Origin of the sequence: Tessaracoccus bendigoensis DSM 12906 (assembly GCF_900141915.1) — a bacterium.
GTDB lineage: Bacteria > Actinomycetota > Actinomycetes > Propionibacteriales > Propionibacteriaceae > Arachnia > Arachnia bendigoensis.
This window is the reverse complement of the sequence record NZ_FQZG01000078.1, coordinates 1-20,388: the sequence shown is the minus strand read 5'-3', so window position 1 is coordinate 20,388 and position 20,388 is coordinate 1. Positions and strand designations below refer to the sequence as shown.

General features: G+C 66.4%; 15 protein-coding genes and 1 pseudogene. 5 read left to right on the top strand and 11 right to left on the bottom strand.

Going from position 1 to position 20,388, the window contains the following annotated elements; all coding sequences use genetic code 11:
• The 4 genes and pseudogenes from BUC15_RS16085 to BUC15_RS16070 all read right to left on the bottom strand — a co-directional run.
• A pseudogene (locus BUC15_RS16085) lies at positions 1–294 on the bottom strand (hypothetical protein); the annotation flags it as partial.
• A gap of 89 nt (positions 295–383) precedes the next feature.
• Positions 384–989, bottom strand: a complete 606-nt coding sequence (locus BUC15_RS16080) for a DUF4190 domain-containing protein (RefSeq protein WP_073190217.1) — start codon at positions 987–989, stop codon at positions 384–386.
• A gap of 82 nt (positions 990–1,071) precedes the next feature.
• Entirely contained in the window at positions 1,072–3,720 is a 2,649-nt protein-coding gene (gene ppdK, locus BUC15_RS16075) for a pyruvate, phosphate dikinase (RefSeq protein WP_073190216.1), read from the bottom strand.
• Positions 3,721–3,850: 130 nt separating this feature from the next.
• On the bottom strand, positions 3,851–4,738 hold the full coding sequence (locus tag BUC15_RS16070; protein WP_073190209.1) for a pyruvate, water dikinase regulatory protein: 888 nt from the start codon (positions 4,736–4,738) through the stop codon (positions 3,851–3,853).
• 183 nt (positions 4,739–4,921) lie between these two features.
• On the opposite strand from BUC15_RS16070, the gene BUC15_RS16065 reads away from it, so the two are divergent.
• Complete coding sequence (locus tag BUC15_RS16065) at positions 4,922–5,320, top strand: SRPBCC family protein (RefSeq protein ID WP_073190207.1); 399 nt, start codon at positions 4,922–4,924, stop codon at positions 5,318–5,320.
• A 3-nt stretch (positions 5,321–5,323) separates the two neighbouring features.
• On the opposite strand, the gene BUC15_RS16060 is transcribed toward BUC15_RS16065, so the two are convergent.
• Positions 5,324–6,694: an outer membrane protein assembly factor BamB family protein gene (locus BUC15_RS16060; protein WP_073190205.1), complete on the bottom strand. Its 1,371-nt coding sequence runs from the start codon at positions 6,692–6,694 to the stop codon at positions 5,324–5,326.
• 196 nt (positions 6,695–6,890) lie between these two features.
• Between BUC15_RS16060 and BUC15_RS16055 the strand changes: the two genes are divergently transcribed.
• On the top strand, positions 6,891–9,362 hold the full coding sequence (locus tag BUC15_RS16055; protein ID WP_073190203.1) for a sodium-translocating pyrophosphatase: 2,472 nt from the start codon (positions 6,891–6,893) through the stop codon (positions 9,360–9,362).
• Positions 9,363–9,418: 56 nt separating this feature from the next.
• On the opposite strand, the gene BUC15_RS16050 is transcribed toward BUC15_RS16055, so the two are convergent.
• The 3 genes from BUC15_RS16050 to BUC15_RS16040 all read right to left on the bottom strand — a co-directional run bounded on the left by BUC15_RS16050 (position 9,419) and on the right by BUC15_RS16040 (position 11,850).
• Entirely contained in the window at positions 9,419–9,928 is a 510-nt protein-coding gene (locus BUC15_RS16050) for a phage tail protein (protein ID WP_073190201.1), read from the bottom strand.
• Between the two features lie 131 nt (positions 9,929–10,059).
• Positions 10,060–11,304 (bottom strand): glycosyltransferase 87 family protein, encoded by a 1,245-nt coding sequence (locus tag BUC15_RS16045; protein WP_073190199.1) that lies wholly within the window; start codon positions 11,302–11,304, stop codon positions 10,060–10,062.
• A 165-nt stretch (positions 11,305–11,469) separates the two neighbouring features.
• Entirely contained in the window at positions 11,470–11,850 is a 381-nt protein-coding gene (locus tag BUC15_RS16040; RefSeq protein ID WP_073190197.1) for an FKBP-type peptidyl-prolyl cis-trans isomerase, read from the bottom strand.
• Between the two features lie 97 nt (positions 11,851–11,947).
• Between BUC15_RS16040 and BUC15_RS16035 the strand changes: the two genes are divergently transcribed.
• Both BUC15_RS16035 and BUC15_RS16030 read left to right on the top strand, forming a co-directional pair.
• The gene (locus BUC15_RS16035; protein WP_073190195.1) at positions 11,948–13,075 is read left to right on the top strand and encodes a lipid II:glycine glycyltransferase FemX; all 1,128 of its coding nucleotides are present in this window, start codon (positions 11,948–11,950) and stop codon (positions 13,073–13,075) included.
• Between the two features lie 4 nt (positions 13,076–13,079).
• Positions 13,080–14,105 carry an alanine racemase gene (locus BUC15_RS16030; protein ID WP_073190193.1) on the top strand — a complete coding sequence of 342 codons (1,026 nt, stop codon included), beginning with the start codon at positions 13,080–13,082 and terminating at the stop codon, positions 14,103–14,105.
• Between the two features lie 29 nt (positions 14,106–14,134).
• On the opposite strand, the gene BUC15_RS16025 is transcribed toward BUC15_RS16030, so the two are convergent.
• The 3 genes from BUC15_RS16025 to BUC15_RS16015 form a co-directional block, all read right to left on the bottom strand.
• Positions 14,135–15,517: a glycosyltransferase family 87 protein gene (locus BUC15_RS16025; RefSeq protein ID WP_073190191.1), complete on the bottom strand. Its 1,383-nt coding sequence runs from the start codon at positions 15,515–15,517 to the stop codon at positions 14,135–14,137.
• Between the two features lie 56 nt (positions 15,518–15,573).
• Positions 15,574–17,796: a transglycosylase domain-containing protein gene (locus BUC15_RS16020; protein WP_073190190.1), complete on the bottom strand. Its 2,223-nt coding sequence runs from the start codon at positions 17,794–17,796 to the stop codon at positions 15,574–15,576.
• 106 nt (positions 17,797–17,902) lie between these two features.
• Positions 17,903–18,763 (bottom strand): mechanosensitive ion channel family protein, encoded by an 861-nt coding sequence (locus BUC15_RS16015; protein WP_073190189.1) that lies wholly within the window; start codon positions 18,761–18,763, stop codon positions 17,903–17,905.
• Between BUC15_RS16015 and BUC15_RS16010 the strand changes: the two genes are divergently transcribed.
• Entirely contained in the window at positions 18,762–20,264 is a 1,503-nt protein-coding gene (locus tag BUC15_RS16010; RefSeq protein ID WP_073190188.1) for a CCA tRNA nucleotidyltransferase, read from the top strand. The genes BUC15_RS16015 and BUC15_RS16010 overlap by 2 nt on opposite strands.
• The last annotated feature ends 124 nt before the right edge of the window (positions 20,265–20,388 follow it).

Genomic DNA, 20,388 nt, shown 5'->3' with positions numbered 1-20,388 from the left:
GGCGCAGACACCGGTGAAGATGCCGATGATGCCGAGGATGAACACCGTCTGGGCCTTGGGGTGTTCCTGGAGCCCGTAGCCGCCAGGCGCGCCGTAACCGGGCTGCGGGCCGTACCCGGGCTGCGGGCCGTACCCGGGCTGTTGCCCGTAGTTAGGCTGCTGGCCGTAGTTGGGCTGCTGGCCGTAGCCCGAGGGCTGCGGATCGGGCTGGCCGTAGCCCGAGGGCTGCGGATCGGGCTGGCCGTAGCCCGAGGGCTGCGGATCGGGCTGGCCGTAGCCACCTGGCTGAGTCATCTTGTTCTCCCTGTTTCAATGACTGGTTGCTTGAAGATTGTGGGGCACGGTGAGGGTCAGCCGCAAGGGAAGCAATGCAACGGCATCACCTATGAGACCGTTGTCGACGCAATCACGAGGAAACTGATGAGCGCGATGAAGACGATCATCATGACCGAGTAGACGATCCCGATGACCCAGCCTGCGGTGGCGAGGCCTGGGAAGCGGTAGGGAGCGCCTTTTGCGATGTCCTTCCTCGCCTTGGAACCCATGTACCAGGCGATGGGTGCGGTGACCCACACGAAGATGCTCGCGATCCCGAGGCCGAAGATGGCTCCGCTTGAGGGATGCTCCGGTTGCATCGGCTGGTAGGGGTAGGGCTGCACCTGCTGGTACCCCGGGGCACCCGCGTACGGGTACCCGTAGTTGTTGTAGCCGCCGGCTTGTTCTTGAGGCTGTTGCTCGGGGCGCGTCGGGAGCGGCCTGTTCTGACCCTGATCCACGACCGGTGCCGGGGTCGGTGCCACGTAGCCCTCGTCATAGACACTCGGCCCCGGCGCGACCTCCGGGATGTCGTAGATCGACGCGAAATCGGGTCCCGAAACCGGCCCGCTGCCATCAGGGTGCGACTGCCCGGCCGCAGGTTCCTGCGTCGTCGGGTAGTCGGGCGTCAGGTAGTTGGGCTCGTAGGAATCTGGTCCACGATCGGATGACATCTCCACCTCCGGGTTCGGCGTCAGCCCAGTCTACGGCGGAGCTCGGTGCACCCCGGTTGCCCGGGGTGCACCGTCAGGTCCGTCAGCGCTGGTTCAGCACCGCACGGGCCGCCGCGAACCGGGCGATCGGCACCCGGAACGGCGAACAGCTCACGTAGTCGAGCCCGACCGAGTTGAAGAACTCGATCGAGTCGGGATCACCGCCGTGCTCGCCGCAAACCCCGGTCTTGAGGGTGGGTTTCGCGGCACGCCCCTTCTCGACCCCGATCCGTACCAGTGCTCCGACGCCGTCGACATCGATCGACTCGAACGGGTTGCGTTCCAGCACATGCTCCATGACGTAGCTGGTCAGGAAGCCGTTCTCGGCGTCGTCGCGGGAGATGCCGATCGCGGTCTGCGTCAGGTCGTTGGTCCCGAACGAGAAGAAGTCGGCGTATTCGGCGATCTGATCCGCCACGAGCGCCGCCCGCGGCAACTCGATCATGGTTCCGATCGTGTAGTCGAGTTCGCGCCCGGCCTTGGCCAGTTCATCGGCCACGGCGGCGGTCACGATCTGCCGCTGGGTGTCGAGCTCCTGGCTGAGCGCAACCAGCGGGATCATGATCTCGACCCCGACGGTCTCACCCTCGCGGTCGAGCACCGCCAGCGCCGCCCGGACGATCGCGCGGGCCTGCATGTCGGGGATCTCGGGGTACAGCATCGCCAGACGCACCCCGCGGGTGCCGAGCATCGGGTTCTGCTCGTGCAGCTTCTTCACCTGGGCGAGGGTCTGCCTGGCCTCCGCGAGTTCCGTCGGGTCGCCGTCCTGCAACTCGAGACGCTGGACCAGCAGCGACTGCTCGACGAGGTTCGGCAGGAACTCGTGCAACGGCGGGTCGAGCAGGCGAACCGTGACCGGCAGGCCCTTCATCGCCGTGAAGATGCCCTCGAAGTCGGCCTGCTGCATCGGCAGGATCTCCGCCAGTGCCGCCGCCCGCTGCTCGGGTGTCTCCGCCAGGATCATCTTGCGGACGGCTGGCAGCCGGTCCTGCGCCATGAACATGTGTTCGGTACGGCACAGCCCGATCCCCTCGGCGCCGAGCTCGCGGGCCTTCGAGGCGTCCTCGAAGTTGTCCGCGTTGGCCCGCACCCCGAGCCGACGCACGTCGTCGGCCCACTCCACCAGCCGGGTGAAGTCGTCGTTGATCTGCGGCGGGATCAGGTCGAGCGCCTCTCCGTAGACACGTCCGGTCGACCCGTCGAGCGTCACGACGTCACCCTCGGCGAACACCTTGTCACCGATGGTAAGGGTCTTGCCCACCGGGTCAATCCTGATGCCCGACGCCCCTGCGACACAGGGCTTGCCCATGCCACGGGCGACGACGGCCGCGTGCGAAGTCATGCCGCCGTGCGCCGTCAGAATGCCCTGCGCGACGATGACGCCGTGGATGTCGTCCGGGGTGGTCTCGAACCGGACGAGCACGACCGCCTCGCCACGCTCCCCCCGCTCGGCCGCGGTGTCCGCGTCGAAGACGATCTCACCAACGGCCGCGCCGGGTGAGGCCGGCAGCCCCGTGGCCACCGCATCCTTCCCGTGGCTGGGGTCGATCGCCGGGTGGAGCAACTGGTCGAGCTGGGCGGGCTCGATACGCAGCAGAGCCTCCTCCTGCGTGATGACCGACTCGTCGACCAGGTCTGAGGCGACCTTCAACGCCGCTGCGGCGGTGCGCTTGCCGTTGCGCGTCTGCAGCAGGTAGAGCTTGCCATCCTCGACGGTGAACTCCATGTCCTGCATGTCCTTGTAGTGCTGCTCCATCTTGTGCATCGTGTCGATGAGCTGGCCGTAGGCCTCCGGCAGCACCTCCTCCATCTCCGCGAGGGGACGGGGGGTGCGGATGCCTGCGACGACGTCCTCACCCTGCGCATTGACGAGGAACTCGCCGTAGAGCGCCTTCTCACCGGTCGACGGGTTGCGGGTGAAGCAAACGCCCGTCGCAGAGGTCTCGCCCCTGTTACCGAACACCATCTGCATGATGTTGACGGCGGTGCCGAGGCTCGCCGGGATGTTGTTGGCTCGACGGTAGACCTCGGCGCGCGGGTTACCCCACGACTTGAACACCGCATTGACGGCGCGGTTGAGCTGCTCGCGCGGGTCGGAGGTCCATTCGCCCCCGAGCGCCTCGTTCGCGATCTCCTTGAAGGTGGCGACGAGTTCCTTCAGGTCATCTGCTGTGAGGTCGGTGTCGTTTACGACGCCGCGTTTGTGCTTGAGCGCCCCGAGCGCGTCCTCGAAGGCGTAGCCGGGGATCGACTCGACCACCTCGCCATACATCTGGATGAAGCGGCGGTAGCAATCCCAGGCGAAGCGCTCGTTGCCGAACTCCTCGGCGAGCGCGACCACGGATTCATCGGAGATGCCGAGGTTGAGGATCGTGTCCATCATGCCGGGCATGGAGAACACCGCACCCGAACGCACGGAGACAAGCAACGGCCGCTCGGCGGCGCCCAGCTTTCGGCCGGTGCGTTCCTCGAGCCTTTCCAGACCCGCAGCGATCTGGTCGGCGAGGGAATCGGGCCACTGCCCACCGTTGTTCATCGTCTCGACGCACGCCGTGGTCGTCACGGTGAACGCGTCTGGCACGGGAACTCCGACCCGGTTCATCTCGGCCACGCCCGCACCCTTGCCGCCGAGCAGCGGCTTCATGCTCGCGTCACCATCGCTGAGGTCGTAGATATAACGATCGTCACTCATATGAGGGAATCTCCTTCGACTGCCCAAGGACCACTTCGTCCTCTTTGGTTCAGAGCCTAGTGCCGACCGGTGCAAACCCGGGAGGGGGGCAGGCGAATGCGCAGAATCTCCGCCGCGGGGCGTCAGACGCTCAGGGCCTCGGGCGCCACGCGTCACCGGGTGCTACCACGCCCGGTGGCCGCCTCAACCGGGCGCCGACCTGTTTGGCCCGGTCGTCGACGATGTCGATGATCCGCGACGCTGCCTCCTCCAAGGCGACCCCCGTGGTGTCGATCACCGGGGCCCCGAGCCGACGGTGGACCTTGGCGATCTCATCGAGTTCGTCGTAGATCTTCACCAGGTCCGCGTAGCCGTCCTTCGTGCCGAAACCGCCCATCCCCTTCACCCGCGCGCCGCGGATCGTGAGGAGCCGCTCGGCGTCCATTGTCAGCCCGATGATGCGCCACCTGTCGACCGTGAACAACTCCTCGGGTGGCGCGATACCCGGCACCAGGGGCACATTGACCGCTTTGTAGCCCAGGTATCCGAGATAGATCGACAACGGTGTTTTGCCTGAACGCGACGGCCCGACCAGGCAGATATCTGCCTCGCGCAGCAGCCCCGGCAGCGACCCGTCGTCGTTCCGGACGGCGAAGTCGATGGCCGCCATCCGGACGAAGTACTCGGCCTCGACTCCCGGGGCACGCATGGCGACCTGATCGGCCTCGATGCCGCTGATCTGTTCGAGCGCGTGCATCGCCTCCGACATCAGATCCGCATGCGCGATGGACTCGTCGCGACAGAAGTTCCGGACCAGGTCTGCGAGTTCTTCGTTGACGAGCGTGAAGAACACCGCCACAGGGCTGGGGGTGTCGCGCACCGCTTCGAGCGCGAGCATCAGGCCCCGGGTCGAACTGATCTTGCGGTGCCGGACGATGGTGAACTCCCGGGACGGGAACTGGGCCACCGCCGCGCGGGCGATCCGGGCCGCGGTCTCCCCCGTCGAATCGGCGATGATGTGGATCTCGAGGGCTGGCATGGCCCAACTCTATGGCTCGTTACGGTGTACCGGGCCATTCCCTCCCGAGCGTCGACACTCGGGGCTAGGGTTTAGGGAAGCGCTGATACGTTGTCGTTCTCGGTGAGAGCTTCAGCGATCCGTGCTCCTTGTCAGGACCGGTTGGGCAACAGCGCCCACCGAAGCAGGAGGTGCAAAGACCCGATGGAGACCACCACCGAAACAGAATCCGAAACGAGCCGTCTGACCGTGTCGTTGGCCGTTGAGAAGCCACTCGCCACGGTCTGGTCCGGGCTCATGACCACCGAGGGCAACGAGGCCCTCCTCGGGGCCGGGGGGCGGCTCGGTTCGAAGAGCGACGACTGGCGGGCCGAGGATGGTTCATACGGCGTAACGCGCAGCTTCCATCCGATGGAACAGATCCGCTTCTCATGGCACGCAGACGCTGAATCCCCACGGACCCTCGTCGACCTCAGGTTCAGCGAGGTGGACGGTAGCACCCGGCTGGACCTAACGCAGGACAACCTCCCACCCGACGCCGACCTGACTGCGTTGACGTCGCGCTGGGACTCGGCCTTGTCGAGGCTCGCCGCGCTCGCGTGAGAATCAGCCCCAGACGGTGAGTTCCCCGTCTGGGCCGATCGTCGCAAGGTGTCGGCCCAGACGGGTCAGGCTCCACGAATCGGCGTCATCGCGCCACAGCCAGGAGATGGTGCCGTCGAGCCTGACCGCGGCGACCTCGAACGCGGGTCGCCTCTCATGCGGGTTGTACATGCGCACCACCAGGTGGTTCGTACCGACGATCACGTCCAGCACGGGTGACGGCGTGGCCACGCGCCACACCTCACGCCCCGTGGCCAGGTCAAGCGCACGGACCAAGTTCGAGCCCGCATCGGCGGTGGTCGTGCCCCGGTCGGGGAAGATCGTCTGAGCGCCCTGGTACACGATGAGTTGGTCATCGTCTACGGCCATGCGCGTGTAGAGGCCGTCCATCCTTGCGACCCACTGCGTCCGCCCGGAGTACGGGTCGACGCGTCTCAGTTCCCCGGCCGCCTGAACCAGCAACACGCCCCCTGATCCGAAGACCAGCCCCGGGGCGGGTTTAAGCTGCCACAGCCGACGACCGGTCCGAAGGTCGTAACCCTCGAGTCGTCCCCGGCGGGCGGAGACGGCTGCGTCACCCGCGACGGCAAACCGGTCCCCGTCGGCCCAGGCCTGCCGACCACCGTCATCCGAGCGGAGCGCGGTCGCATACCAGAGCGTTCCCCGTTGCTGGCCGGCCGCACGTAGGAGGAGAAGCCCGTCACGTTCGATCACCTCGGGATCACGCAGCGCCACCGCCACCGCCGGGGCCAGCGGCACCTCCCTTGTCCAGACCACAGCCGTCGGGTCTGGGGCGGCCAGTCTGGTCACGCTCAACACGCGCCCGGCATCGGCATACATCGGCACGATCATGACGAAGGACCCCTTGTCTCCCGACCCGAACCAGGACGGGCCCCATTCCCCTTCCGGCAGCCTGAAACGCTTGTGGGTCTCGCCGGTAAGCCGGTCCAACAGAGTGACCTCGGAGCCCACCTGGACCGCGATCCAGACGGTGCCGGGCAGGTCACGCACGTCGACCCTGCCGTTGCCGCGCACCACATGCCGCCACAACACCTCACCCGTTGCCGCTTCAATACCCCTGACGGCGGCACCGGCCGCTCCGAGTCGTCGCTCCCGGATCACGATCAGGTCGACCCCGACCCCCTCGGCGGACTCGCCCTCGGCCAGCTGTGTCGTCCAGGCCGGTTCGGGTAGCGCATCGAGCATCAACCGGTCACCAGGGGGCGGCGGAGACATCGCCCCGCCGATACCCCAGACGAGAGCGACAACCGAGACGAGGACGGCAAACAGCAGCCCGGTGTGACGCGCGGTCCATCCGGGCTGGCAATCCGGCAGGGAAGGCTCTACGAGCTCCACCACCTCGTCCTCGGACATAGTCAAGGCTAAGCCCGAAGAGGCCGGATCGGAAGACTCGACGGGGCACCCCGCCATAGTTCCAGGCCCAGGCCCGTGCCCGGTTCGGGGATAAACCCCACCCCCAGCCCCGGCCGGAAGGCAAACGTCCTAGCATGAGTCGCGACGGCAACGACGCCGCCACCTAAGCACCTGTTCTACAGGAGAAGTGGTCTAGATGGACGCACGACACGATAGACGACCCCGATACCGCATCGCCGCCCTTGCCGTGGTGCCGCTGCTGCTGCTATCCGGATGCGCCGGTGGCGGAGGCGGCGGCGAGACGCATGTCGGCGGCGAAGCCAACCTCCAGCTGCCGGACCTTGGCAGCGTCACCTTCCTCGGCATGCCTGGCGACGTGCTCCTCGGCCTCGGCCTGATCGTCTGCGCTCTCGGGCTCGCGTTCGGGGTACTGACCTACACGCAGCTGAAGAAGATGCCCGCCCACCAGGCGATGCGCGAAATCTCCGAACTCATCTACACCACGTGCAAGACGTATCTGCGCCAGCAGGGCAAGTTCCTCCTCCTACTCTGGGCGTTCATCGCCACCATCATCGTCGTGTACTACCTTTCGCTCGGTTTCGGCGTCGGGAAGACGGCCGTCGTGATCGCGTTCTCGCTGATCGGCATGGGCGGCTCGTATGCGGTGGCCTGGTACGGAATCCGCGTCAACACGCTGGCCAACTCCCGCACGGCCCACGCGGCGATCGGTGGAAGACCACTTCCGCTGCACGACATCCCGCTGCGTTCCGGCATGAGCATCGGCATGGTGCTGATCTCGGTCGAGCTGGCGATGATGCTGATCATCCTGGTGTTCCTGCCGGGCGAGATCGCGGGCGCCTGTTTCATCGGCTTCGCGATCGGTGAGTCGCTCGGTGCCTCGGCGCTGCGCATCGCGGGTGGGATCTTCACCAAGATCGCCGACATCGGCGCAGACCTGATGAAGATCGTCCTGCACATCAAGGAAGACGACGCCCGCAACCCCGGTGTGATCGCCGACTGCACCGGCGACAACGCCGGCGACTCGGTCGGCCCGTCGGCTGACGGCTTCGAGACCTATGGCGTCACCGGCGTCGCGCTGATCACCTTCATCCTGCTCGGTGTCCACGATCAGAGCGTGCAGATCCAGCTGCTGGTGTGGATCTTCGTGATCCGCGCCGTTATGGTCATCGCGTCGGGCGTCTCGTACTTCATCAACGCGGCCATCACCCGATCCCGCTACGCGGAAGCCGAGGAAATGGACTTTGAGAAGCCACTGACCTCGCTCGTGTGGCTCACGTCGGTGATTTGCATCGCGTCGACCTTCCTGACCTCGGCGTTGTTGATCTCCGACATGCCGGACGGCATGTGGTGGAAGTTGTCGTTGATCGTGTCGTGCGGCACCCTGGCGGGCGCGGTGATCCCGGAACTGGTGAAGGTGTTCACCTCGGTGAAGGCGCGCCACACCCAGGAGGTCGTGGTGTCTTCGAACAAGGGCGGCGCCTCGCTCGGCATCCTCTCCGGCCTGGTCTCGGGAAACTTCTCCGCGTACTGGCTCGGCATGGCCATCGCGGGCCTGATGGCGATCGCGTACTGGATCTCGACGCTCGGCCTCGGAGAGCTGATGCTGGCCCCCGCGGTGTTCGCGTTCGGCCTGGTGGCGTTCGGCTTCCTGGGCATGGGCCCGGTCACGATCGCGGTCGACAGCTACGGCCCGGTCACCGACAACGCCCAGTCGGTGTTCGAACTCTCCACCATCGAGGAAGCCGGCGTCGAGGACGACCTCGAGCGCGAATTCGGCCGCCGCCCGGATTTCGAGAAGGCCAAGTTCCTGCTCGAAGCCAACGACGGAGCCGGCAACACGTTCAAGGCGACGGCCAAGCCGGTGCTGATCGGCACCGCGGTCGTCGGCGCGACCACCATGATCTTCTCGATCATGATGGGGCTGACCGGAGGCCTGGAGCACGACGTCGAGAACCTGTCGCTGCTCCACGCCCCATTCCTGCTCGGCCTGCTGGTCGGTGGCGCCGTCATCTACTGGTTCACCGGTGCGGCGATCCAGGCTGTGACGACCGGTGCCTACCGGGCCGTCGAGTTCATCGGCGCGAACATCAAGCTCGACGGGGACGCCAAGCGCGCAAGCGACGAGGATTCCTCGAAGGTCGTCCAGATCTGCACCCAGTACGCACAGCGGGGAATGTTCAACATCTTCCTGGGAGTGTTCTTCGCCACCTTGGCGTTCGCGTTCGTTGAGCCGTTCTTCTTCATCGGCTACCTGATCGCGATGGCGCTGTTCGGGCTGTACCAGGCGATCTTCATGGCCAATGCCGGCGGCGCCTGGGACAACGCGAAGAAGCTGGTCGAGGTCGACCTCGCGGCGAAGGGCACTCCGCTGCACGATGCGACGATCATCGGCGACACCGTCGGAGACCCCTACAAGGACACCTCCTCGGTGGCGCTCAACCCGGTGATCAAGTTCACGACCCTCTTCGGCCTTCTGGCCGTCGAGCTGTCGGTGCTCCTGCGCAACAACTTCAGCACCACGCTGACGGGCGTGCTCGCCGCGGTGTTCCTGATCGCATCGATGGTGTTCGTGTACCGCTCGTTCTACTCGATGCGCATCAACGAGTCCTTGGAGAACATCAAGGTGGAGGTCGTCGAGGCCTCCTGACCTGCCAGGATCCGAAGGCTCCATGCCGCCCGCTCCGGGCGGCATGGAGCCGTTTTTCAGTCGCGAGTAGGGTAGGGGCCCTGCAGGCTGATGGCCCACTGCAGCGTGAGATAGGGCGACACCGTCGGGGTGGGATGCGACCCACCGGTGTTTGCGATCATGTTGGCACTCATCGTGGTGCCGTCCTGGGTGCCGTAGCCGGAGGTAGAGCCGTTGTAGCCAGGTACCTGCCCACTGGGGGTCTTGCTGTCCGAGTTGAGCGTCGCGTTGACCTGATGCGAGTGCGCGGGCAACTGGTTGACCGTCAAGGTCACCTGCTCCGCGCCGCCAATCTCACCCAGTTGGTGACGCGACAACCCCGAACCCTGCCCTTGGCTGACTGGGGCACGGCCGCGCAGGTCGGGCAGGGCGAACGTCGTCCGCCCGTCCCCTCCGTAGGTCGTGCCGAGCAGCGAGAACAGCGCGCTGTTCTGGGCGATGCTGAGAAGCTGCCCTTCACAAGCAGCGAAACCTCGGGGGACGAAATTGTAGGGGAACAGACAGATCTGTCCAAGGTAAAACTCCACGCTAACTCCTGACCATCGTTGGTCGACACCGAGACCGGTGCCGGGGGTGAGTCGTCCGTGTGGTCGCATCGACCATGGGGGCCGGACAACGCAAGTGTGCACGAGCGCGACCCTGGTCGCAGCCGATCCTGCTACTCCACCGAGGAGCCCCGCGGCTCGGCGTCCAGGACACCGGGCCGCCAGGCGACCACCGCCAATGCGATCAGGAACCCGATGCCCCACAGGAGCTGCGAATTCCCCATAATCTGCTGCCACCAGTTCCACGTCAGATCCAGGCTTTCCTCGCGGGGCATCCGCCACGGGAGCCTCGAAAGGAAGATCAGCGCCCCGATCGCCGCGACACCGCCGATCCAGGGACTGTTCGCGCGGTACGCCCATACGGTCAGGAGCAGCAGGGCGGGCGCAACCCAGACCCAGTGGTGCGACCACGACACCGGTGAGGCCACCAACGCGAAGACGCCCATCGACAACATGGCCGCGACATCCTGCCCGATCGCGAACAGCCGCCACATCACGACTAGCAGACCGAGACCGACGACCGCGCACAGGACGAACCAGATGGCGCCGCCACCGTCGCTCAAGCCGAGACGCACGAGGAGCCCGTTGAGTGACTGGTTGGAGACGTAGTACAGGTTGCCGATCCTCCCCGGGTCGGTGATCGTCTCGGTCCAGTACTGGATCGACGCGTTCCAGGTGAAGAGGAACCCGACCCCGGTGAAGACGATCGCCGACGCGACCCCCATCGCCAGCTGCCTCCAGTCGCGCCGCACCAGGAAATAGGCGAGGAACACCGCAGGGGTCAGCTTCACGGCCATGGCTAGCCCGATCAACGAGCCCTGCCACCAGCGCCCCCGGCCACCGACCAGGTCGACGACGACCAGCGCCATGAGGATGACGTTGATCTGGCCGTAAGCGACGGTCTCACGGACCGGTCCCAGCCACAGCACCGGGGCAATGACCGCCACCGCCACCCACCACAACTCGGCTCCTCGCAGTCGGCTCATGGCACGGAGCACGAGCGCCACCACTGCGGCCAGACCTACATACGTCGTCAGCGTGAAGAGGAGATGCGCCAACCACAACGGCAGCAGCGCCAGCGGTGCGAACAGCACCGCGGCCAACGGAGGGTACGTGAACGGCAGATTCAGCCCGTTGGTCGTGTCGGGCAGCGGTCCGTAGATGTCGCCGCCCTGCAGCAGCACCTGCCCGCCGAAGCGGTAGATCTCGAGATCGAACGGAACCACCGCGATCGGAGGTTTCCCTTGGACGAGCACAAGCAGAAGCCCCCCGGCCACCACCAGCGCCAACGCGACCCATCGGGCCGGACGCCAGGCGAGGTAGGCGCGCACGAGGCGCGAGTCGGCAACGTCGGTCATGACTTCCTTCCACGGGCGCAGGTCAAGCGCCTATCCACCAATGATCACGTGAGAGACGCCTCGGCACCAAGACGGTCGGCGGCCCCCGATCCACTGCCCCACCCCAACCGCTCACCGGGCATGACGCGGGCCGCGCCAGGAGGCGCGGCCCTGATGCGGAACGGGTCAGTTGAGGCCGACGAGGTCGCAGACGAAGATCAGCGTCTCACCTGGCGCGATCACGCCGCCCGCACCGCGATCGCCATAGGCGAGGTGCGACGGGATGGTGAGCCGTCGACGTCCGCCTACCTTCATGCCCTGGATGCCCTGATCCCAGCCCTGGATGACCCGGCCCCCGCCAAGCGGGAAGGACAACGCCGGGCCACGATTCCACGAGGAGTCGAACTCCTCGCCCGAGCTGAAGGCAACCCCGACGTAGTGCACGTGCGCGACGTCGCCCGCCTTGGCTTCAGCGCCGTCACCCACGACGATGTCGTCGATCACGAGTTCGGTGGGAGCCTCGCCGACCGGGAAGTCGACCTCTGGCTTCTCATTCAAGTTGGTCATGGCCAGAGCCTACCTGCGTCGCGGACCGGCCACCGCGTCGCTCACCGCCGATCGCGTCAACACCGCCGTACGGCCCCCCGCCCGGTAGCCTGTCAGGGTGAGCATCACCTGTCGTCCAATCTCCGCCGAGCAGCATCTGGCCTTCATCGACCAACGCGGATCGGCTTCCTTCCTCCAGACACCCGCCTGGGCCCGCGTGAAGTCGGAGTGGCGCGGCGAGTCGGTCGGCTTTTTCGACGGCGACACCCTGACCGGCGTCGGGCTGATCCTCTACCGCCAACTCCCGAAGCTCAAGCGGTTCCTCGCCTACCTTCCCGAGGGGCCGGTGCTCGACTGGGCCAGGCCGGACATCACCGCACACCTCGCGGCCCTGATCGCCCACGCGAAACGGAACAAGGCGTTCGCGGTGCGGATGGGCCCGACCATCGTGCACCGCAGTTGGGGGCCGGCCACTATCAAGGCCGCCATCGCGGACGAGGCCGTCACCAGGCTCTCAGAGGTGACCCCCGACGACACCTCCAACGTCGCCACCAGGCTGCGCAACCAACTGCTGCACGAGGGCTGGCAGACCGACGAGACCGGGCACGGTTTCGCGGCGGGCCAGCCGATGTTCAATTTCCAGCTTCCTCTCCGGCACGCGGACGGCACCCAGAAGTCCGAGGCTGAGCTCCTGAAGGGCATGAACCAGCTGTGGCGCCGCAACATCAAGAAGGCCGAGAAGGAGGGCGTCACAGTCCGCACCGGGAACCGTGACGAGCTCGCAGACTTCCACCGCATCTACCTCGAAACCGCCGAACGCGACGGTTTCACCGGACGCTCGCTCGGCTACTTCCAGACGATGTGGGACGAACTAAATGCGGAGGATCCGGATCGGATGCGGCTCTATCTCTCGGAGCACGTTGGGGATCTGGTGGCCGCGACCACGATGGTGCGGGTCGGCGAACACGCCTGGTACTCCTATGGTGCCTCGACCAACGCCAAGCGTGAGGTCCGCGGCTCGAACGCCATCCAGTGGCGGATGATCCGCGACGCCAACGACGCGGGTTGCGCCGTCTACGACCTGCGCGGCATCACCGAGGGGGTGGGAGCCGACGACCCGGAGATCGGGTTGATCCAATTCAAGGTCGGCACCGGCGGCGAGGCCGTCGCATACCTGGGTGAATGGGACCACGCGATCAACAAGCCCCTGCACTTCGCGTTCAACCTGTACCTGTCGAGGCGGTGACACCGTGCCCCTCACGCTCACGATTGACCGCGTCCGCTGGGAGGCCCACCAACGAGAGCTGATCGCTGACGTGCCGGGCCTGGTACCCGTCGCGAAGGGCAACGGCTACGGGTTCGGTCTCGAGCTGCTGGCAGAGCAATCGGGTCGGCTCGGCCTGCCGACGTTGGCGGTGGGCGTCGCGCAAGAGGTCGACCGGGTGCGTGCGGGCGGCTTCACCGGTGACGTCGTCGTCCTCAACCCGTGGCGCCCGTTCGACGAGGTGGCCACCGCGCAGCTGGGCGACCCGAGCATCATCGTCACCGTCTCGCGGGTCGAGGACCTCGTGGCGCTGGCGTCAAAGCATCCGGGCACCCGCGTGCTGGTCGAGATCAAGACGGCGATGCACCGGCACGGACTCGACCCGGCCCAGGTCGACCGGTCGACACTCGACGCGCTCACCCTCGAGGGCTGGACGATCCACCTGCCTGCCGACGGCTCGCTCGCCGCTGCCCGGTCGCTCGCACTCGCAGGCCTGGCGGTGCGGAAGGGCCCCGTCTGGGTGTCGCACCTGAGCGAGGCCGACTACCGCGCGCTGCATGCCGAGCTCGACGTCGAGACGCACATGCGGATCGGCACCCGCCTCTGGCTGGGAGACCGGCACGCCTACCGAACCACCGCGACGGTCCTCGACGTGCACCCCATCTCGAAGGGGGCACCGCTCGGCTACCACCAGGTGAAGGCACCGAAGAACGGCTTCATCCTGATCATCTCGGGCGGCACCGCGCACGGCGTCGCGATGGCGGCCCCTGTCCCCCAACGTTCGCTGCGGCAACGCGGGGTTACGGTGCTCGAGGGGCTTCTGGACGCTGCCGGCCGGACCCTTTCACCTTTTGAGGTCGGCGGCCGCAAGCGCAGCTTCGCCGAGCCACCGCACATGCACTCGTCGATGATCTTCGTGCCAGGGAGCGCTCCGCTGGCACAGGTCGGCGACGAGGTGCCGGTGACGACGCGGATGACGACGGTGACGACCGACGAGATCCGCTGGGCGTAGCCTGCTGGTGTCGAGCGGACCCCAGGCCGCTATCGCGTCACCGATCCGGCAGTCATCGGTTCGCCGAGAGGGGCCAGCCGTTCGGAGTCGTTCAGCGCCCCGCCGATCGGGTCGGGCACGTCGGGCGTGCGCAGCAGGTCACGGGAGGGGGTGGCGATGTCACGGATCGACCCCACCAGAATCCACAACTGCACCCCGGAGCGCAGCAGGATAGCCAACCAGTACAGCAGGTACGGCCCCGACTGGTTGGTCGTCAACGCCCCGCCGAGCCAGCCCCAGATAGCCAGGTAGTAGCCGACCTCTGTGACGGTCAAAGCGATCAGTTCGCGCCTGTAGGGGCGGGACAAGATCAGGGCGACGATCAGCCAGAGCGCCGTCTGTGGCGGGTACGCGGGACCGAGCACCGCGGTCGCGAAGACGATCACCGCGATCAGGGACCCGACCCTCGGCCGCTTCTTGGTCACGTAGAGCCAGGCGATGAACACGCCCAGGAAGATCATCAGCAAGGCAAACCCGAGCGACCCGGCCTCGCGGATGTCGAGCCCGAGCAGGGAGGCCAGGTACCACAGCGACCCGTATCCGACCTGCTTGTTGATCTCCTGGTGGTAGAAGGCGTAGACGCGGTCGAAATTGTCCAGCAGCAGCGGCAGGTGGACGAGGAAGAACGTCACGACGGTCGCCGCGCCGAACTTGGTTGCCGCACGCCACCCGGACCGCAGCCCGCAGGCCAGCACAACGGCCAGCGCTACCGCGATCGGCATGGTTCCGGCGCAGGCGGCGATGCCGACGACGATGCCGGCCTCCAGCAGCCTGCCGCGGGCGAACTGGGCCAACCCCAGCAGCATGAGCGCGATCGGGACGAGGTCCCACGAGATCAGGCCCGCGGCGAAAACGATCGGCGACGCGGCCAGTAGTACCCCGTCCCAAGAGGCGCGGCCCTTCGCTGCGCCCCGTCCGAGGCGGGTCATCGCCAGCGAGGCGACCAGGAAACAGACGTAGAGTCCGACGGCCGTGAGCGCGAAGAAGACGATGCTCGAGTCGAGCTGCGCCTGCAGGTCGGCACTCCTGGTGATGGGCGCATCGAAGATCCCCGACGCGACCTTGCGGGTGAGCAGGATGATCACCGCGATCAGGGGCGCGAACAGAAGCTGATCGGTGCCGAGCGGCGATGTGCCCTGCCCGAGGCCTTGGCTGACGAACGTCGTCTGGATGTCTGAGTAGCAGACACGGATGTATGAGTTGATCGCGTTGGTCGCCTCGGTCTGGAGACAGGGGACGTGCCGCAGGAAGAGCGGGATGAAGATGGCCAAGGTGGCCAACACGACCGTCACCAGCGGGTTGAACCAGAATCCCGCCCGCAGGGTGTGCCGACCGGCCGGCCCGCCGATTCTCGGGTGCAACGCGTTGTCCACGGGCTCACTGTAGCCGCCCCCAGTCGTCGCACCGTCAGCGCTCGTTCGGAATCGGCTCAGGGATTGCGCGCGCCGGCCGCGTCCTCCTGCGCGGGAGGCCCCTCGTTCGTTCCAGCCGTGGACCCTCCGGTCGGCTCGGTCCCCGGCTCCTCCACGGGGGGCTCGGATACGGACGGTGCGTCCGTCGATTCACCGGTTGGGGGCTCGCTGGCTGTCGGCCCGCCGGTTTCGGAGGGCTCGCCGTTGGCGCTCTGTGACGGCGACGGGGAGGCGCTGCTCTGCCGTGGCGTCGGGGTCCTGGTCGCGCGTGGGCTCTCCTCGTCCCGCTCCGACGTGATCCGCTCGGCCTCGTCGAACTCCTCGACCGGCATCCCCTCAGAGGCGGTCTGCATGAAATCGACCCAGGTCATCAGGGGATAGCTCGACCCGAAGAACGTGCTGTCCTGTGGGCGCTTGTACGTTTCGAGATTCTCGTTGCCTGAGTCCCCGGCCACGTACATGACGGCCGTCGAGATCTGCTTCGTGTAGCCGACGAACCACGCAGAGGTGATGTCGCCGTCGAAGTCGTTGGTGCCAGTCTTGCCAGCCACCGGACGCTCCAAGGCCGCGGCCCTGCGTCCGGTACCTTCGTCCACCACCGAGGTCAGCGCATCGGTGACGTTAGCGGCAATGTTTCGGTCGATGGTCTGCGAGTTGGCGGGCTTGGCCTCGTAGAGGACCTTGCCGTCTGAGTCCAGCACCTTGGACACGATGTGGACCTCGTTGCGCTGCCCGGAGTTGGCCAGCGTCGCATACGAGTTGGCCATGTTGGTGGGGCTCACCTCGGCGAAGCCGATCGCGATGCGGTTGATCGGCTCCCAGCCGCGGCTGGTCGGCGCGCCAGCGTCGTTGGCCGCCTTGATGACCTGGTTCGGCCCGTCCTCGATCTGCTGGGTCATGTCGACGAAGGCGGTGTTGATCGAGTCCGCTGTGGCCTCACGCAACGTGACCCGCCCGTACTGCCAGCTGAACTCGTTTCGGATCGGCTGGTCATCGCCCCTGGGGGTGAAGGTGTCGCCGTTGAAACGGGAGTTCAGGGAGAACCCGTCGCGCAGGCCCGCAATGGTGGCGAACGTCTTGAAGGTTGAGGCGGCCGGACGGTCCGTCATTGCCCAGTTGCGCGAATTGGCGACGTAGTCGGCCCCGCCGTAGGACGCCAGGATTCCACCGGTTGCGGTGTCGACGGAGGCGATCGCCACATGCAGGTCGGCTGGGTCGGGATTGCCCCTCGCGTTTTCGGCGGCCCTGGCCGTGTACTCCTGGGCGGTCGTGATGGCGGCGGTCTGCATCGTCTTGTTCAGGGTGGTGATGATCTTCAGCCCACCGCCCTGGATCTCGGTGTCGGAGAAGCCCTTGTCGATCAGTTCGTCTTCGATCTGCTTGATGAGGAAGCCCTTCGGGCCGCCGTAGCGGTTGTTGACGGGAACTTCAGGGAAGGCGGGCAACTGCTGATACGCCGCGTCGTGTTCGGCCTGGGTGATCGTCCCCATCTCCAGCATGCCGTCGAGGACGTACTGGTAGCGGCCGAGCAGCTTTTCCAACTTGTCCTCGCCACCGGACGGGTTGAACCCGGCCGGGTTGTTGAGGATCGCCGCCAGCGCCGCGGCCTCCTCGGTCGTGAGTTCGCTGGCGGGTTTGAGGAAGTACGACTTTGCTGCGGCCTGGATTCCGTAGGCACCCCGTCCGAAGTAGACGGTGTTGAGGTAGCCCTCAAGGATCTGCTCCTTGGACATCTCCCGCCCCATCTTGGTCGCAAGGAACAGCTCCTTGACCTTCCTGCTGAGGGTGCGTTCCGAATCGAGGTACAAGATCTTGATGTACTGCTGGGTGATGGTCGATCCGCCCTGCAACTCACCACCGGTGGCGATCGACCAGGCGCTTCGCGCGATGCCGCTCACAGAGAAGCCGGGGTCTTCCCAGAAGCTTCGGTTCTCGGCCGCCACCACGGCGTCCTTGACCAGCTGGGGCATCTCGTCGTAGCTGAGGCTGACTCGGTTCTGGACGGCGAGCGACCCGAGTTGGTTGTTGCCGTCCTGGTAATAGATGAAGGTCGTGTTGGTCGTGAAGTCGCTGTTGGGGTCCGGCAGGTCCGTCCGCGCGTAGAGGAATGCCACGGTGCCGATGCCGCCGATGCCGAGGACGATGAAGAGGACCAGGAAAGTGACGCCGATGCGCCCCCAGACCTTCCTCGCACGCGACTTCGTCTTCTTGGGGCGCTTGACCTTGCCCGATTCAGCCATTGATGTCCTCAGTCCTGCTCTGCCTTGTTCACCACAGATCGTTGGCCTGTGTGAAATCACATGCGTCCAGGGTAAACCGGAGCAGCAAAATCACCGCTTCCAGGGCTCACTGTGTCGGTGTGGCGGGGAGGATCGGGCCCCGGATCCCGGCCTCTGCGAGGGCCCGTTGGGCGCGTTCCCGGACCGCCCGCGCCGGCCCCCACTGCTCATTCGGCCGGGCCTTCAGGCTGATCTGGATTGTCATGGTGCCTCCGGACATGTCCCCGACCCCTAGCACGGACGGCTCCTCGAGCAGTTTGCCGGACCATTCGGCCTCGGTGGCCATGCCCGCCACCGCCTCCCGCAACAACGACGTGACCTTGTCCTGGTCCTCGTCGAGCGCAACCGGGATGTCGACGGTGACCGTCGAGAACCCCTGGGACACATTACCGAGGGTCAGGATCTCGCCGTTGCGGACGTACCAGGCGGTGCCTGATGGGTCGCGAAGCTGGGTGACCCGCAGCGTCACCTCCTGCACGGTGCCGGTGAGTTCACCCACCTTGATCAGGTCGCCCACCCCGAACTGGTCCTCGCTGAGCATGAAGATGCCCGACAGGTAATCCTTGACCAGCGACTGCGCGCCGAAGCCGATCGCAACGCCGCCGACGCCGGCCGAGGCGAGCAGCGGGCCCATCGGCACCCCGAAGATGGCAAGCACCGTCAGCAGTGCGACGACGACCAGCGCGACGTCGACCACGTTGCGCAGCAGCGACCCGAGGGTGTCGATCCGCTGCCGTTGTCGCTCGGACGCCCCCCAGCTTCTCGGATGGAACCCCTGGGATTCACTGCTCGCACCATCGGTTGACGCCTGCCTCGCGGTAAGGGCCCTCACCGAACGCCTGATCACGAACCGGGCGACGGTGCGCACGAGCAGTGCAACCGCGATGACGATCACAGCGAGCAACAGCTTTTCCCAGAAGTCGGCCATGACGTCAAGAGTGCCAGCCTTCCCGGGTCGGTCGGCCCCGGCTCGCGTAGACTGGTCGCCCGTGCCCACCCTGAACCGAGCCCAGACCAATGCGATGAAGGAGCTTCTCCGCATCGCGCCAGTCATCGACGAACTTGGCCGGGTCTTCGACGAGGCCGGCCACGAGATCTTCCTGGTCGGCGGCTCGGTGCGCGATGCGCTACTGGGCAGCCTCGGCGCCGACCTCGACTTCACCACCTCCGCGCTGCCGGACGAGACCGAGGCGCTCCTCAAGCGGTTCACGCCGACCACGTGGGCGATCGGCAAGGAGTACGGCACCATAGGCGCGATCAGGCGCTCCGAGGGCGTCGAGTGGCAAATTGAAGTGACCACCTTCCGGGCGGACGTCTACCGCGACGACTCCCGCAAACCCGAGGTTGCATTCGGCGACAGCATCGACGGCGACCTGGTGCGGCGTGACTTCACGGTCAACGCGATGGCGATCAACGTCGCCACGAAGGCGTTCGTCGATCCATACGGCGGGCTGGACGACCTGGCCGACGGCATTCTCCGCACCCCTTCCACGCCGGAGATCAGCTTCTCCGACGACCCGCTGCGGATGCTGCGCGCCGCACGGTTCGCGTCCCGGCTCGGCTTCACGGTCGCCCCGGAGGTGGTCGCGGCGATGGCCGACATGGCAGACCGGATCGACATCGTCTCGGTCGAGCGGATCCAGGCCGAGCTCACGGGCCTGCTCCTGACCGACGAGCCGCGCGAGGGGCTCGATCTGTTGGTGCGCACCGGCTTGGCCGAACGCTTCCTACCCGAGCTTCCGGCGCTGAAGCTGGAGATCGACGAACACGCACATCACAAGGACGTCTACGAGCATTCGCTGACGGTGCTCGACCAGGCGATCGCGCTGGAGAAGGCAAGGGGCCACGAGCCGGACATCGTCAACCGGCTGGCCGCGCTGCTGCATGACATCGGCAAGCCTGCGACTAGGCGCTTCGAGGGCTCCAAGGTGACATTCCACCACCACGATGTGGTTGGCGCGAAGCTGATCACGAAGCGGCTCAAGGCCCTCTCGTACCCGACGCATGTGGTCAAGTCGGTGGCGAAGCTGACCGACCTTCACCTCCGGTTCCACGGCTACTCCGACGGGGCCTGGAGCGACGCGGCGGTGCGGCGCTACGTCCGCGACGCGGGCGGCGAGTTGGAGCGGCTCCACATCCTGACGAGGGCGGACTGCACGACGCGGAACCGGCAGCGTGCCACAAGGCTGCGCCGTGCCTATGAGGAGCTCGAGTGGCGCATCGACGAACTGGCTTCGCAGGAGGAACTCGCCGCGTTGCGACCTCACCTGGACGGCACTCAGATCATGGAGGTGCTGGGTATCAAGCCCGGACGCGAGGTCGGTGAGGCTTACGCCTTCCTGCTTGAGCACCGCACCGAGCACGGCCCCGTCCCCGAGGATGAGGCAGTGCTGCTGTTGCGCGACTGGTGGGCCGCCCGCAACGCGTAACCCGGCTGATTCCCTGCTGTGGTTGGCCCCGGATTTGAGCAGGATCCGACACTCAACGACGCCGACGCGGCATCGTCAGCAGACAACGCCCCAGCCCGCGCAATGACTTGCAAATCCTGCTCAA